The sequence below is a fragment of the Sphingomonas sp. genome, from assembly GCF_032114135.1.
Classification (GTDB): Bacteria; Pseudomonadota; Alphaproteobacteria; order Sphingomonadales; family Sphingomonadaceae; genus Sphingomonas.
In genome coordinates this window covers 1,801,270-1,814,630 of sequence record NZ_DAMCTA010000001.1, presented here as the reverse complement: position 1 = coordinate 1,814,630, position 13,361 = coordinate 1,801,270, and the positions used below count along the sequence as shown (strand labels likewise).

At 67.3% G+C, this 13,361-nt stretch carries 16 protein-coding genes and 1 tRNA gene; 8 read left to right on the top strand and 9 right to left on the bottom strand.

Annotated features, from left to right (window positions below):
• Positions 1-57: 57 nt before the first annotated feature.
• Positions 58-471: a hypothetical protein gene (locus RT655_RS08710; protein WP_313536158.1), complete on the bottom strand. Its 414-nt coding sequence runs from the start codon at positions 469-471 to the stop codon at positions 58-60.
• Positions 472-672: 201 nt separating this feature from the next.
• On the opposite strand from RT655_RS08710, the gene RT655_RS08705 reads away from it, so the two are divergent.
• Complete coding sequence (locus tag RT655_RS08705) at positions 673-978, top strand: hypothetical protein (protein ID WP_313536157.1); 306 nt, start codon at positions 673-675, stop codon at positions 976-978.
• A gap of 108 nt (positions 979-1,086) precedes the next feature.
• Here RT655_RS08705 and RT655_RS08700 read toward each other — a convergent pair whose 3' ends face one another.
• Together RT655_RS08700 and tgt are read right to left on the bottom strand one after the other, a co-directional pair.
• Entirely contained in the window at positions 1,087-2,547 is a 1,461-nt protein-coding gene (locus tag RT655_RS08700; RefSeq protein WP_313536156.1) for a nucleoside hydrolase-like domain-containing protein, read from the bottom strand.
• 72 nt (positions 2,548-2,619) lie between these two features.
• Positions 2,620-3,750, bottom strand: a complete 1,131-nt coding sequence (tgt, locus tag RT655_RS08695; protein WP_313536155.1) for a tRNA guanosine(34) transglycosylase Tgt — start codon at positions 3,748-3,750, stop codon at positions 2,620-2,622.
• A gap of 46 nt (positions 3,751-3,796) precedes the next feature.
• On the opposite strand from tgt, the gene RT655_RS08690 reads away from it, so the two are divergent.
• Positions 3,797-4,438: a cupin domain-containing protein gene (locus tag RT655_RS08690; RefSeq protein ID WP_313536154.1), complete on the top strand. Its 642-nt coding sequence runs from the start codon at positions 3,797-3,799 to the stop codon at positions 4,436-4,438.
• Positions 4,439-4,449: 11 nt separating this feature from the next.
• A complete protein-coding gene (locus RT655_RS08685; protein ID WP_313536153.1) occupies positions 4,450-4,611 on the top strand; it encodes a hypothetical protein in 162 nt (53 codons plus the stop codon).
• Positions 4,612-4,697: 86 nt separating this feature from the next.
• Here RT655_RS08685 and RT655_RS08680 read toward each other — a convergent pair whose 3' ends face one another.
• The 3 genes from RT655_RS08680 to RT655_RS08670 all read right to left on the bottom strand — a co-directional run bounded on the left by RT655_RS08680 (position 4,698) and on the right by RT655_RS08670 (position 8,197).
• Positions 4,698-5,951: a NupC/NupG family nucleoside CNT transporter gene (locus RT655_RS08680; protein ID WP_313536152.1), complete on the bottom strand. Its 1,254-nt coding sequence runs from the start codon at positions 5,949-5,951 to the stop codon at positions 4,698-4,700.
• A gap of 120 nt (positions 5,952-6,071) precedes the next feature.
• Positions 6,072-6,686, bottom strand: a complete 615-nt coding sequence (locus RT655_RS08675; RefSeq protein ID WP_313536151.1) for a response regulator transcription factor — start codon at positions 6,684-6,686, stop codon at positions 6,072-6,074.
• On the bottom strand, positions 6,683-8,197 hold the full coding sequence (locus RT655_RS08670) for a PAS domain S-box protein (protein ID WP_313536150.1): 1,515 nt from the start codon (positions 8,195-8,197) through the stop codon (positions 6,683-6,685). Before RT655_RS08670 ends, RT655_RS08675 begins: the two co-directional genes overlap by 4 nt.
• A 104-nt stretch (positions 8,198-8,301) precedes the next feature.
• Here RT655_RS08670 and RT655_RS08665 point away from each other — a divergent pair, with 104 nt between their 5' ends.
• The 5 genes from RT655_RS08665 to hslU all read left to right on the top strand — a co-directional run bounded on the left by RT655_RS08665 (position 8,302) and on the right by hslU (position 11,610).
• Complete coding sequence (locus tag RT655_RS08665) at positions 8,302-8,445, top strand: hypothetical protein (RefSeq protein ID WP_313536149.1); 144 nt, start codon at positions 8,302-8,304, stop codon at positions 8,443-8,445.
• Between the two features lie 50 nt (positions 8,446-8,495).
• Complete coding sequence (locus RT655_RS08660) at positions 8,496-9,386, top strand: ROK family protein (protein ID WP_313536147.1); 891 nt, start codon at positions 8,496-8,498, stop codon at positions 9,384-9,386.
• A gap of 60 nt (positions 9,387-9,446) precedes the next feature.
• Positions 9,447-9,523, top strand: a tRNA-Pro gene (locus tag RT655_RS08655).
• A gap of 103 nt (positions 9,524-9,626) precedes the next feature.
• The gene (gene hslV, locus RT655_RS08650) at positions 9,627-10,190 is read left to right on the top strand and encodes an ATP-dependent protease subunit HslV (protein ID WP_313536145.1); all 564 of its coding nucleotides are present in this window, start codon (positions 9,627-9,629) and stop codon (positions 10,188-10,190) included.
• A 127-nt stretch (positions 10,191-10,317) separates the two neighbouring features.
• Positions 10,318-11,610: an ATP-dependent protease ATPase subunit HslU gene (gene hslU / locus RT655_RS08645; RefSeq protein WP_313536143.1), complete on the top strand. Its 1,293-nt coding sequence runs from the start codon at positions 10,318-10,320 to the stop codon at positions 11,608-11,610.
• 135 nt (positions 11,611-11,745) lie between these two features.
• On the opposite strand, the gene RT655_RS08640 is transcribed toward hslU, so the two are convergent.
• The 3 genes from RT655_RS08640 to RT655_RS08630 are packed head-to-tail and all read right to left on the bottom strand — an operon-like array spanning position 11,746 to position 13,354.
• On the bottom strand, positions 11,746-12,153 hold the full coding sequence (locus RT655_RS08640; RefSeq protein ID WP_313536141.1) for a hypothetical protein: 408 nt from the start codon (positions 12,151-12,153) through the stop codon (positions 11,746-11,748).
• A 27-nt stretch (positions 12,154-12,180) separates the two neighbouring features.
• Positions 12,181-12,915 (bottom strand): hydroxyacylglutathione hydrolase, encoded by a 735-nt coding sequence (gloB, locus tag RT655_RS08635; protein ID WP_313536139.1) that lies wholly within the window; start codon positions 12,913-12,915, stop codon positions 12,181-12,183.
• Positions 12,916-12,919: 4 nt separating this feature from the next.
• Entirely contained in the window at positions 12,920-13,354 is a 435-nt protein-coding gene (locus tag RT655_RS08630; RefSeq protein ID WP_313536137.1) for a VOC family protein, read from the bottom strand.
• Between the last annotated feature and the right edge of the window lie 7 nt (positions 13,355-13,361).

Genomic DNA, 13,361 nt, shown 5'->3' with positions numbered 1-13,361 from the left:
CGGCGCTTCAGGACATGCGGCCGGCGCAATTTGCCGCGCGCGGTTCGTGCAGGGGTGTCAGGCGTGGCCCACCGATTCGAGGGCTGCATCGGCGGTCGCGGCATCGGGCGCCAGCAGCCAGGCTTCGGCGCTCTCGATGCTGTCGAAATAATAGGCGTCGCGGTCGCTCGCCGCCCGCTTGATCTGCATCCGCGCCAGCGACTGGGCAACGACGATGGCGATACGCCGCGAGGCGAATTTGGGATTGTTCAGTACGTGCTTGAACGACTCGACGCTGTCCTGCGACTGGATCTTCATGCCGCGAATGTCGACCAGAGTGACATGCGCATTGGGCGGGCAGGTCAGCAAATGGTGCGCCTGGTCCCGCGCGGCCACGAAGCGGACGATGTCCTCCACCGCGAAAAAGCCGGACATCACGATGCGGACGAGGCTCTGGGACGCATCGACGTCGATCGAGAAGGCAGCTTCCATGGTTTCCGATCCGGCAGCGTCGCGAACCCGCGAAAAGCAGGCTCTGCAGCGGAAACCTAGGGAGCCGCGGGGCTGGGCTCAATTCCGTATCGTTCCGAAGGGCTTGTGAAGGTACGTTCCAACGCGGCAGCGACGGACCGGAGCGGTATGACGGGTTGCGCCTCAGTTGCGGACATTCGCTCGCGTTCGCATGATGGAGCAATGACCGTGTTCACGCCCTTGGAACAGACCGCCTTGACCGCGATCCTTGAGGAATCCGTCGAGCAACGCGCCATAGTCGAGGAGCAGCTTTCGCATTCCAGCGTTCTTTCGCGCGAAAACACAGGAGGCGGCTTTTTTGCGGAACTGGACGTGACCGCCGGCGCAAACAGATTAAATCAAGGCGCGAAAACCCTCGGGCAGAACGTCTACATCGGCGTCTACGGTCTTCAATACGGGCTGGGGATGATCCTCCACTCCACAGGCGGCTACGCGAATCTGTTAGAGGGCTACTCCGTAGGCGGCTAGGATACGTCAGAGATCGACTTCGCCCGGGTCCGCTTCGCGCTCATCACGGAGCCGGGTCCGTTGCCAACCAACGGCAGCTAACCACCAAAACTCCTCTCTATCCGCACACTAATTTCCGTGAGCTTCGCCGCCCGCTGACGGCAGGATCGTCACGATGACTCGTCGATACCGCGTGAGTGCCGGGGTGCCCTTGTCGGTCACCGCGACGACGAAATGCACCGTCTCCGGCTTCTCCACCACCGGCGCCTTGGCACCGGTGCGGTACAGGTTCTCGGGAGGGTTGATCGGCACCGGTTGCTTCCAGCTGCACGCCTCCGGATAGGCGAACCATTGGAAGGACAGGCTGTCGCCGTCCGGATCGCTGCTGGGCGATGCATCGAGCGCAATCCAGTCGCCCGAATGGACCGTTAGCCGGTCGGCATGGGCGAGGCGGGGGAGCGGCGGGTGATTGGCCTCGGCGAACGGCTTGGTGGTCCAGGCGATGCGCGCGGCCATGTCGTTCTGATAGGCCTCGCGCCAGCGCCACACCGTCACCAGCGGCCCTCGGAAGGTCTTCTCCGAGGCGACCGGGCGCGAATAGAGCGTCGGCACCGTCGGCGTGTAGGCGTCGTCGGCGTTGGTCCAGATCGGCCGCGTCTCGGGCGCTAGCGGGATTCCGCCGGTGACGGTCTCGCCGGGCGGGAAGGGGCGGGGGACATAGCGCTCGTACCGGCCGCCCCAGCCGCCCCATTCGGGATGCTCGGGCACGCTGAGCCCGCTGGGGATCAGGTTGAGGAACGAGGGCGTGTCCCCCTCCATCGTCCAGGCGACGTCGGGATAGAGCGCGCCCAGGGGGCCATGCCCCTGCTGGATGTTGCGGGCGATCCAGTCGTTGGAGACCGTGCCGTTGTCGATCCCTTCGATCGGCGTGCTCATGCCGGTCCAGCTGCCGTTGCTGTAGGGCCCGGTGCTGACGATGTAGAAGAGGTCCTGGAATTCCCGGCGCAGGCAGGCGCCCGAATCGTTCTGGTCGGAGATGGTGTAGACGCGCAGCTTGGCGACCAGCCGCGCCGCCTCGGCCGGGCTGCGGGTGGAGCGCAGCGTGTAAAGTGCCTCTGCCAGCGTATTGGCGCCGCCCCATATGGCCACCCAGAGCGGCCGCGGATCGGGGCGTTCGAGCGCGCGAAGCAGCAGCGCGGACCCGGCGCTGTCCTTGCCGGCGCCGACGCTGCCCATGCCATAGCCGGGCTGGCCGCTCTGGATCAGCGCCAGCAGCTGGGCAGCGGAAGGATAGCCGGGGGCGTTGCGCAGCAGGTTGGGCTGGACCTTGCCATAGCCGGTGACGATCCGCCGTATCGTCTCGGGCTGTGGATCGGTCTTGCGCCAGATCGAGGTGGTGGCGATCAGCCCCTCGATGTCGATCTCGTTGGCGTAGAGCAGCAGGCGGATCAGCGACTGGCTGTCGTCCGCCTCCGCCTCGATGTCCGATAGAACGATCAGACGCTGCTTCTCGACAACCGGGTTGCTCGCGGCGTACGCGGGCGCCGCCACGGCGAGCACCGCCGCCAAACCGATGCCGAACCCTCGCATGCGCCGCCCCTCTCCCGTTTGGCGGGAGCCTAGAGGGGCGGGGCGGCGCCTGTCACGGAAAAGCTGCCGGCCTCAGCCCTTCGCCGCCTGGTACTTCGCGCGGAAATCATTGGCGAAGGCGGTGAGCCGCTGTTCCTCGATCGCCGCGCGCAGGTCGGCCATCAGCGCCTGGTAGAACCAGAGGTTGTGCTCGGTCATCAGCATCGCGCCCAGGATCTCGCCGGCGCGGACGAGGTGGTGGATATAGGCGCGGCTCCAGGTGGTGCAGACCGGGCAGGCGCAGGCGGGATCGAGCGGACCCTGGTCCTCCGCGAACTTCGCATTGCGGATGTTGATCGGGCCTTCCCGCGTGAACGCCTGGCCGGTGCGGCCCGAGCGGGTGGGCAACACGCAATCGAACATGTCGATGCCGCGCTCGACCGCGCCGACAATGTCGTCGGGCTTGCCGACGCCCATCAGGTACCGGGGCTTGGTTTCGTCGAGCTGGCCGGGGGCATAATCGAGCACGCCGAACATCGCTTCCTGGCCCTCTCCGACCGCGAGGCCGCCGACCGCATAGCCGTCGAAGCCGATGTCCTTCAGTGCATCGGCGCTGGCCTTGCGCAGCCCCTCGTCGAGCGCGCCTTGCTGAATGCCGAACAAGGCGGCGCGGGCGGCATGTTCCTCGCCGGAATCGAAGCCGGCGCGGCTGCGCCTTGCCCAGCGCATCGAGCGCTCCATCGCCTTGGCCTGCACCTCGCGGGTCGAGGTGGTCGGCACCAGCTCGTCGAACGCCATGACGATGTCGGAGCCGAGCAGCCGCTGGATCTCCATCGAGCGCTCGGGGCTCATCATGTGGCGCGAGCCGTCAAGGTGCGAGGCGAAGGCGACGCCTTCCTCGCTGCGCTTGGTCAGCTCGGACAGGCTCATCACCTGATAGCCGCCTGAATCGGTGAGGATCGGGCGGTCCCAGCCCATGAACTTTTGCAGGCCCCCCAGCCGCGCAACGCGCTCGGCGGTGGGGCGCAGCATCAGGTGATAGGTGTTGCCGAGCAGGATGTCGGCGCCGGACGCACGCACATCCTGCGGCTTCACGGCCTTGACGGTGGCGGCGGTGCCGACCGGCATGAAGGCGGGAGTGCGTATCTCGCCGCGCTGCATGGCGATGGTGCCGCGACGCGCCTTGCCGTCGGTGGCGTGGATGGTGAACTGAAAACGGGGCATGCGTGGCTATTGGCGCGTTTGGCACTGGATTCCAAGGGAGGGCCATGTGGCGGAACAGGACGACGAGCTGCGGGCGATGGCGACGCATCGCGGGCTGAAGCTGGTCAAGTCGCGGCGACGCAAGGCGGGGGGCGACTTCGGTTTGTACGGGCTGAAGGATGGGGGCGGAGCGGAGGTGTTCGGCTTTGGGTCCGACGGACTGACGGCGGATGCCGAGGCGATCCGCGATTTCCTGCGCGGCGGGATGCGGAGCGACTGGAGTACGTCGGTCGAGACCACGCCGGGCCCGAAACGTGCGCTCAAGGCCAAGCCGGCGCCAAAGGCGAAGCCCAAGCCTGCACCCCCGCCCAAGCCGCGCTTCAAGCCCGAGGTCGCCAACCTGCTACGCGACCTGCCCGAAGCGAAGGAGGACGAGGCGTTCGACGATCTGCTCAAGCGCCCGGGCATGCGCATCGAGCGAATCGTCTCGCGCGGTCAGGCGACGCCCGAGGATGCGCCAATGGTGCAGGACTGGGACGAATGGGTGGTGCTGCTCGAAGGCGCGGCGGGCATCCGCATCCAGGATTCGGTCGAGGTGCGGCTGGGGCCGGGCGATCATCTGCTGATCCAGGCAGGCCAGAAACATTGGGTGACATGGACCGCGCGCGACCGGCCGAGCGTTTGGCTCGCCGTACATCTCGACGGATAGGAGCAGGACCCATGGCCGAACCCCTCAACCCCGGCGACGACGCCGCCCCCGGCACGCCCGGCACCGGCGAGGACGTCTGCCGTCGCTGCGGCGGCACGGGCCGGATCGATAGCGGCGAATGCCCCAACTGCGGCGGCAGCGGCAAGGTGGTGGAGGGGATCGGCGGCGGCTAACAATGCCCCTGCGAACGCAGGGGCCCAGGGTCGCGGGCGACACGCTCTCCTACCCAGGGCTCCTGCTTTCGCAGGGGGACCAGGAGTTACGGCAGCAGCAATCCCGCGAGCGCCGCCGACATCAGATTTGCCAGGCTCCCCGCGACCAGTGCCTTGATCCCCAGCCGCGCGATCACCGGGCGCTGGTTGGGCGCCAGGCTGCCGGTGGTCGCCATCTGGATCGCGATCGAGCTGAAATTGGCGAAGCCGCACAAGGCAAAGGTGATGATCGCCTTGGAGCGCGGCGCCAGGTCGGTCGCCTTGCCCAGCTCGATGAAGCCGACAAACTCGTTGAGCACCACCTTGGTGCCGAACAGGCCGCCGGCGGTGAGTGACTCGTGCCAGGAGATGCCGAGCAGATACATCACCGGCGCGAAGATCGCTCCGATGATCGCCTGGAAGCTGAGGCCGGGATGTCCGAACCAGCCGCCGACCATGCCGAGCAGCCCGTTGGCGAGCGCCACGAGCGCCACGAAGGCGAGTACCATCGCGCCGACCGCTACCGCGATCCGAACACCCGTTGAGGCACCGTTGGCGGCCGCCATGATGATGTTGGCGGCACGTTCCTCCTGAAAGTCCTCTTCGGCGACGCGGATTACCTCGTCCTCGCCCGACATCGGCGCATCGACGACGGCGGGCTCATCGGGCATGATGATCTTGGCCATCATCAGCCCGCCCGGCGCCGCCATGAACGACGCGGCGAGCAGATAGGGCAGCGACGCCGGGCCGAGCAGGCTGGCATAGGCGGCGAGGATCGTGCCCGCGACGCCCGACATGCCGACACTCATCACCGCGAATACCTGCGAGGGGGTGAGGCGGGCCAGATAGGGGCGGATCACCAGCGGCGCCTCGCTCTGGCCCACGAAGATGTTCGCCGCCGCGCAGAGCGACTCGACCTTGCTGACCCCGGTCACCTTCTCGATCGCGCCGCCGATCCAGCGCACCACCAGCTGCATGATGCCGACATGGTAGAGGATCGAGACGAGCGCGGCGAAGAAGATGATCACCGGCAGCGCGGCTATGGCAAGGCTCTGCCCGCCCAGCTCTGGCTTGGCGAGATTGCCGAAGAGCAGCTGGGTGCCCGCGCTGGCATAGCCGAGCAGCGCGGAGACGCCGCTCGCCATGCCGTGCAGCGCCACCTGACCCCAGCCGGTGCGCAGCACGATGATCGCCATGCCTGCCTGAAGCAGGAAGGCGGGTACGACGACGCGCAGGCGGATGGCCCGGCGATTGCTGGAAAGCAGGAAGGCGATAGCCAAAATCGCCAGCACCCCGAAAATGCCAATCGGGAAATGAGTCATTCTGAAGTCGATAGTCCCCATCGCCGGCGGAATCGCAGCCAGCAAACCCATCGACCATACACGCGGCGGCGCATCTTGCCAGCCGCTTGCGTTGGGAGGCAGCGAGACAGGCGTGCCGGCCTAGTCGTCCAGCCCCACGGCGAAGGCGAGCCGCAGCGCTTCGGACAGGCTGCGCGCCTCCAGCTTCGCCATGGCGTTGGCGCGGTGGACCTCCACCGTACGCGGCGAGATGCCGAGGTCATAAGCGATGGTCTTGTTCGGGTGGCCGCGCGCCAGCCCGCGCAGCACATCCTGCTCGCGCGGGGAGAGCAGCGCGATACGCCGCGCCGCGTCCGCCCGGCCGGCGCGCACGGCGTCGCCTTCTGCCATTCGCGCGAAGCCGCGTTCGAGCGCCTCGACGAGCGCCGCCTGCTCGAACGGCTTTTCAAGGAAGTCGATCGCGCCTCCCTTCATCGCCGCCACGGCAGTGCCGACATCGCCGTGGCCCGTCAGCACGATCACCGGCAGCTTGACGCCGCGCTTGGCGAGTTCGACCTGCACCTCGATACCGTCCATCTCGGGCATGCGCACGTCGAGCAGGATGCAGCCGGGTTTGGCGGCGGCCACCTTGCTGAGGAAATCGACGCCCGAGCCATAGGTATCGACGTCATAGCCCGAGGTACGCAGCATGAAGCTCGTCGAGCGGCGGATCGATTCCTCGTCATCGACCAGGTGGATGCGCTTGCGCTCGCTCATGCGGTTTCCTCGGTTGCGGACATCAGGGTGAAGTTGAAGATGGTGCCCCCCTCCGCGCGGGGTTCCGCCCAGATGCGGCCGCCATGTGCTTCGACGATCGTGCGGCAGATCGACAAGCCGAGGCCCATGCCGCGCTCCTTGGTGGTGGCGAAGGCCTGGAACAGCCGGGGCGCCTGCTCGGGTGCGATGCCGGGGCCGGTATCTGCCACCCACACGCGGACGAGGTTGCGCGGCGCCAGCTCCGAGCCGATGGTGATCTCGCGCACCGGGCTCTCCGCCATCGCCTCGATCGCGTTGCGGATCAGGTTGACCAGCACCTGCTGGATCTGCACCCGGTCGCACAGCACCGCGGTGGCGTGCGGATCGAGCGCGTAGAAGGCGCGGACGCCCAGCTCGCGCGATCCGGTGAGCGCCAGCCGGCTGGCCTCGTCGATCAGCCGCGGCAGGTCGACCAGCCCCATGTCCGCCTCGCCGCGCGCGACGAATTCGCGCAGGCGGCGCACGATGTTGCCCGCCCGCAGCGCCTCCTTGACCGATTCCGTCATCGCCTCGCGAATCATCGCCTGGTCTTCGGGATCGTCGCTGTCGCGCGCCATTATGTTGCGGCCGGCCTCGAGATAATTGGCGATGGCGGTCAGTGGCTGGTTGAGCTCGTGCGCGAGCGTCGAGGCCATGGTGCCCATCGCCGAAAGGCGCGAGACGTGGATCAGCTCGGACTGCAGCTCCTTCAGGCGCAGCTGCGAACGCTGCTCGTCGGTGAGGTCGCGGATGAAGCCGGTGAAGATGCGCTGCCCCTCGCTGCTCGCCTCGCCGACCTGCAGCTCCATCGGGAAATCGGTGCCGTCGCGCCGCTGCCCGACGACGATGCGGCCGATCCCGATGACCCGCCGCTCGCCGGTGGTGAGGTAGCGCGCGAGATAGGAGTCGTGCAGCTGCGCGTCGGGCGCGGGCATCAGCATGCTGACGTTGCGGCCGATGACGTCCGCCTCCGTCCAGCCGAACAGCCGCTCGGCGGCGGCGCTGAACGACAGGATGATGCCCTGATCGTCGATCACCACCATCGCCGAGGGCACCGTGGCGAGGATCGAGCGCAGGTGCAGCGCGCTGCCGGCGAGCGCGGTCTGCGACGCCTTGTGGTCGGTGATGTCGCGAAACACCTCGGCATAGCCGCGCAAGGATCCGTCTGCGTCGACCAACGCGGTCAGCTGCACCTCCGCGAGATATTCGCTGCCGTCTCGGCGGATGCGCCAGCCTTCCTCGATCAGCCTGCCGGCCGCGCGGGCGCGTTCCAGGTCGCGGACGGGCTTTGCTGCGTCGGCTTCGGCAGGGGGGTAATGGAGGGCAACGGGGGCCCCGGTCAGATCTGCGGGCGTCCAGCCGTCGAGCAGCTCGACCCCCCGGCTCCAGCTGGCAATTCTGCCTTGCGGGTCGAGCAACAGCACGCCGCGATCGGTCGCCGCCTCGAACAGCAGCGCCATTGCCGCGGGATCATGGGCCGGCCGATCGATCATAAACTCCGATGCTTGTATGGTTTCTTTCGCAACACCTGTACGCGTCCTCCCCGGTACGCGCCAGGATTTGATCGCGATCAACGTAGAGGGTCGGCGACTGGCCGATGCTTCCGCTCTTCTTGATGGAGGCGATCATGCTCGATGTTATCGGCAGCAATTACCTGTACGTCGTGATGGGGGCGATGGGGGTGTTCACCCTCGCGCTCGCGTTCGTCAGCCTCAGCGAGTATATGCATCCGCGCGATTGATGAGCGCACACGGGCTTCCCCCGCACCGCGCGGGGCGCTAGCGCGGTTGCATGACTGCGAACCTGTCGATCGCCGGCCTCGAACTGGGCGGCACCAAATGCGTGGCCACGCTGGGCAGCGGCCCGGGTGACGTGCGCGAACAGCATGTCGTGCCGACCACCGATCCGACGACCACGCTCGCCGGACTCGAGGCGGTGCTCGACGGCTGGTCTTTCGATGCGATCGGCATTGCCAGCTTCGGCCCGATCGAGCTCAATCCGGCGCAACCCGATTTCGGCTCGATCATCGCGACGACCAAGCCGGGGTGGAACGACACCGATCTCACCCGCCGCCTGTCCGCGCGCTACGGCAAGCCGTTGGCGATCCAGACCGACGTCAACGGCGCGGCGCTGGCGGAGGCGCGCTGGGGTGCCGCGGCGGGGCTGTCGACTCACGCCTATATCACCATCGGCACCGGCGTCGGCGTCGGCCTGGTCGCCAACGGCCGGCCGGTCATGGGCTATGCGCATGGCGAGGCGGGGCACATGCGCTCGGCCCGCGCGCCCGGTGACACGTTTGCCGGCTGGTGCCCGTACCATGACGACTGCGCCGAGGGGCTGCTGTCCGGGCCGGCGCTGGCGGCGCGATTCGGCCGGCCGGGGCAGGAGGTCGCCGATGACGCGCCCGAATGGGAGTATTTCGCGCACGATCTGGCGGCTCTGCTCCACAATCTGATCGTCAGCCTGGCACCGGAGCGGATCGCGATCGGTGGCGGTGTGATGACTAAGCGACCGCAGCTGTTCGACGCGGTGCGTACCAAGCTGGCGGCGAGCATCAACGGCTATGGCGCGCTGGCAGGCTATTGCGCCGAGCTGGACACCCGCGTCGGCCCGCCGGGGCTGGGCGACATGGCGGGGCCGATGGGCGCCATCGCGATGGGTCTCGAAGCGCTCGATCGCTGAGCACGCGCGCTTTGGGGGTTGCGTCCTGCCGACAAGCGGCATACAGGGCGCACCCTCGGTCGGGGCGTAGCGCAGCCTGGTAGCGCATCACACTGGGGGTGTGGGGGTCGCAGGTTCGAATCCTGTCGCCCCGACCAAGCCACACCCAAGAAATTCTTAATCGCCGGATCGTTGCGCGGATGCGCCCTTGGGGGGAAGGCCCCCTTTGCACGCTCGCACCCGCCACCCATATGCGCGTCCATGAGTGACAAGAACGCTGCGTGGCACGGCACGACCATCCTCTCCGTGCGCAAATCCGGCAAAGTGGTGATCGCGGGCGACGGTCAGGTTTCGGCCGGCAACACCGTGATGAAGCCCAACGCCCGCAAGGTCCGTCCCCTCGGCGACGGCAAGGTGATCGCGGGCTTTGCCGGCGCCACCGCCGATGCCTTCACCCTGTTCGAGCGGCTCGAGGCCAAGCTGGAGCGGCATCACGGCCAGCTGCTGCGCGCGGCGGTGGAGCTCGCGAAGGACTGGCGGACGGACAAATATCTCCGCAATTTGGAGGCCATGCTGCTCGTCGCCGACAAGGACGTGACGCTCGTGATCACCGGCAATGGTGACGTGCTCGAGCCTGAGGCGCATGAGCACGGCATCGTCGCATCGATCGGATCGGGCGGTAATTTCGCGCTCTCCGCGGCGCGCGCGCTGATCGAATATGAGCCCGATGCCGAAGTCGTCGCGCGCAAGGCGATGGCGATCGCCGGCGAGCTGTGCGTGTACACCAACGACCGGCTGACCGTGGAGACGCTGGACGCGGCGTGACCCTTCGTAGCCCCTCCCCTTTAGGGGAGGGGTTGGGGTGGGGAACTCTCCACGAGCGCCCCCGCCCGCTTCCCTGACTGCCCCACCCCAACCCCTCCCCTGGAGGGGAGGGGCTTGCGAGAACAACATGAACCAGAACCTCACCCCCAAGACGATCGTCGCCGCGCTCGATGCGCACATCATCGGCCAGCGGGATGCCAAGAAGGCAGTGTCTGTAGCGCTGCGCAACCGCTGGCGCCGGCAGCAGCTCTCGGCCGACCTCCGCGACGAGGTGACGCCGAAGAACATCCTGATGATCGGGCCCACCGGCTGCGGCAAGACCGAGATCAGCCGCCGCCTCGCCAAGCTGGCTGATGCGCCCTTCGTGAAGGTGGAAGCGACCAAGTTCACCGAGGTCGGCTATGTCGGCCGCGACGTCGAGCAGATTGCCCGCGACCTGGTCGAGGAAGCGATCCGGCTCGAGAAGGAGCGCCGCCGCTCTGCCGTGAAGGACAAGGCCGAGGAAGCCGCCATGGGCCGGCTGCTCGACGCGCTGACCGGCAAGGATTCGAGCACCGCGACCCGCGAGGCGTTCAAGCAGCGGTTCAACGAGGGCCTGCTCGATACCACCGAGATCGAGATCGAGGTGGAGCAGGCGCCGCAGATGCCGTTCGACATCCCCGGTGGCGCGCCGCAGATGATCAACCTGTCGGAGATGATGAAGGGTCTGACCGGCACGCCGCTCAAGCGCCGCAAGCTCAACGTCCGCTCCGCCTGGGAAAAGCTCGTCGAGGAAGAGGCCGACAAGCGGCTCGACCAAGACGAGGTGAGCCGGGTGGCGCTCGCGGATGCCGAGGCGAACGGGATCGTCTTCCTCGACGAGATCGACAAGATCGCGGTGTCCGACGTGCGCGGCGGATCGGTGAGCCGCGAAGGCGTGCAGCGCGACCTGCTGCCCCTGATCGAGGGCACCACGGTGGCGACCAAGTATGGCCCGATGAAGACGGACCATATCCTGTTCATCGCCTCGGGCGCGTTCCATGTCGCCAAGCCCAGCGACCTGCTGCCCGAGCTGCAGGGCCGCCTGCCGATCCGGGTGGAATTGAAGGCGCTGACCGAGGAGGATTTCGTCGCGATCCTCTCCGACACCAAGGCGAGCCTGGTGCGCCAATACGCGGCATTGCTCGGCACCGAGGGTGTCTCGATCGACTTTACCGAGGACGGCATCCGCGCGGTGGCGAAGATCGCCGCCGAAGTGAATGCCGAGGTGGAGAATATCGGTGCCCGCAGGCTGCAGACGGTGATGGAGAAGCTGCTGGAGGAAGTCAGCTTCGAGGCCGAGGACCGCTCGGGGTCTGCGGTGGTGATCGACGCGGCCTATGTCGACCAGCAGCTGGCCAGCGTGGCGCGTAACACGGATCTGAGCCGCTACGTGTTGTAGGTTGAAACACTAAGCCCCTCCTCCTTGGAGGAGGGGTTGGGGGTGGAGGGATTCCAGACCAAATGTTGGTCTCGGTTAGACCCTGCCCCACCCCAACCCCTCCCCTGAAGGGGAGGGGCTTAGTTCTTCACAATCTCAGCCGCCCTTTGGCCGCACATACGGCGTGAATTTCCCCATCCGGCAATACGCACTCGGGATGCTCATTCCCGGCGTCACTACCCGGAACTGGTCGTTGCGGCAGAGCTGGCTGCCGCGCATCTCGACGATCACCGTGCTCAGCGGCGCGAGCGACGGGCACTCGGACGCAAGATCATTGCGATAGAGCCGCGCGCCCTGGCGATAGACCAGGGTCCGCGTGTCGATGATCTGCGGACCGTCGGTAAATCCAGGGTTGATGCAGTCCTGCGGCGTGCCCGGCACCCGGTCCCCCAGCGCGCTGGCCAATTCGCGGCGCGCCTGCGCGTCGCGGCTGGCCTGATAGTCGGTATTCTGGACACAACCGGCGACCGCCAGCGCGCCGGCGGTGATGATGGCGAAACGCATCGTTTCTCTCCTCGCCGACCCTACGACTCAGCCGGCAAAATTATCCTTTGCGGTGCGGCGTTCGCCCAGCATGCGCGCATCGATCGCGCGGAGGAAGGGGTTGGTTGCGCGTTCGGCGGCGATCGTCGTCGGCACGGTCGCCTCGCCCGCGGCGCGCAACCGTTCGACCTCGGCCAGGCGATCGCGTATCGCCGCATTGTCCGGCTCCGCGACCGCGGCGTAGCGGCCGTTCGACAGCGTATATTCGTGCGCGCAGTAGATGGTGGTGTCGTCGGGCATCGCGGCGAAGCGCTGCATCGCCGTGAACATCTGTTCGGCGGTGCCCTCGAACAGCCGCCCGCAGCCCATTGCGAACAGCGTGTCGCCGACAAACGCCAGCGCATCGTCGGCGAAGTGGTAGGCGATGTGGCCGGCGGTGTGCGCGGGCACCTCCAGCACCGTCGCGCCATGGGTGCCGATCGCGACCGTGTCGCCCTCGGCGACCAGCCGATCGGCGGTGGGGATCTTCGCGGCCTCGGCGGCCGGTGCGATCACGGTGCAGCCGGTTGCTGCCTTGAGCGCCGCATTGCCGCCGGTGTGATCGGGGTGCCAGTGGGTATTCCAGATCGTCGAAAGCTTCCAGCGTTGTTCGGCCAGCGCCGCCAGCACCGGCGCCGCGTCGCCCGGATCGACCACGATCGTCTCGGCCGACACGGGATCGTGGACGAGCCAGATGTAATTGTCGGTAAAGGCGGGGAGGCGGAGGATCCGGAGCGCGGTCATCGCCTCACCACTCGCCGGTGTTGGGCATCGATGCCCAGGGCTCCTGCGGGGGCAGGCTGCCCTTCTGGAGCAGCTCGATCGAGATCTTGTCGGGCGTGCGGACAAAGGCCATGTGGCCGTCGCGCGGCGGGCGGTTGATCGTCACGCCGGCATCCTGCAGCCGCTGGCAGGTTTCGTAGATGTCGTCGACCTGGAAGGCGAGATGGCCGAAATTGCGGCCGCCGGTATAGTCCTCCGGATCCCAATTGTGGGTAAGCTCCACCTCGGCGGTGCCGCGGCCGGTTGCGGGATCGATGTCCGCGTCGCTGGCGAGGTAGATCAGGGTAAAGCGGCCCTTCTCGCTGGTGATGCGGTGGGTTTCCTTGAGGCCGAGCAACTCGAAGAACTGCATCGTCGCGTCGGGGTCGGTGACGCGGATCATGGTGTGGAGGAACTTCACGGGGCAC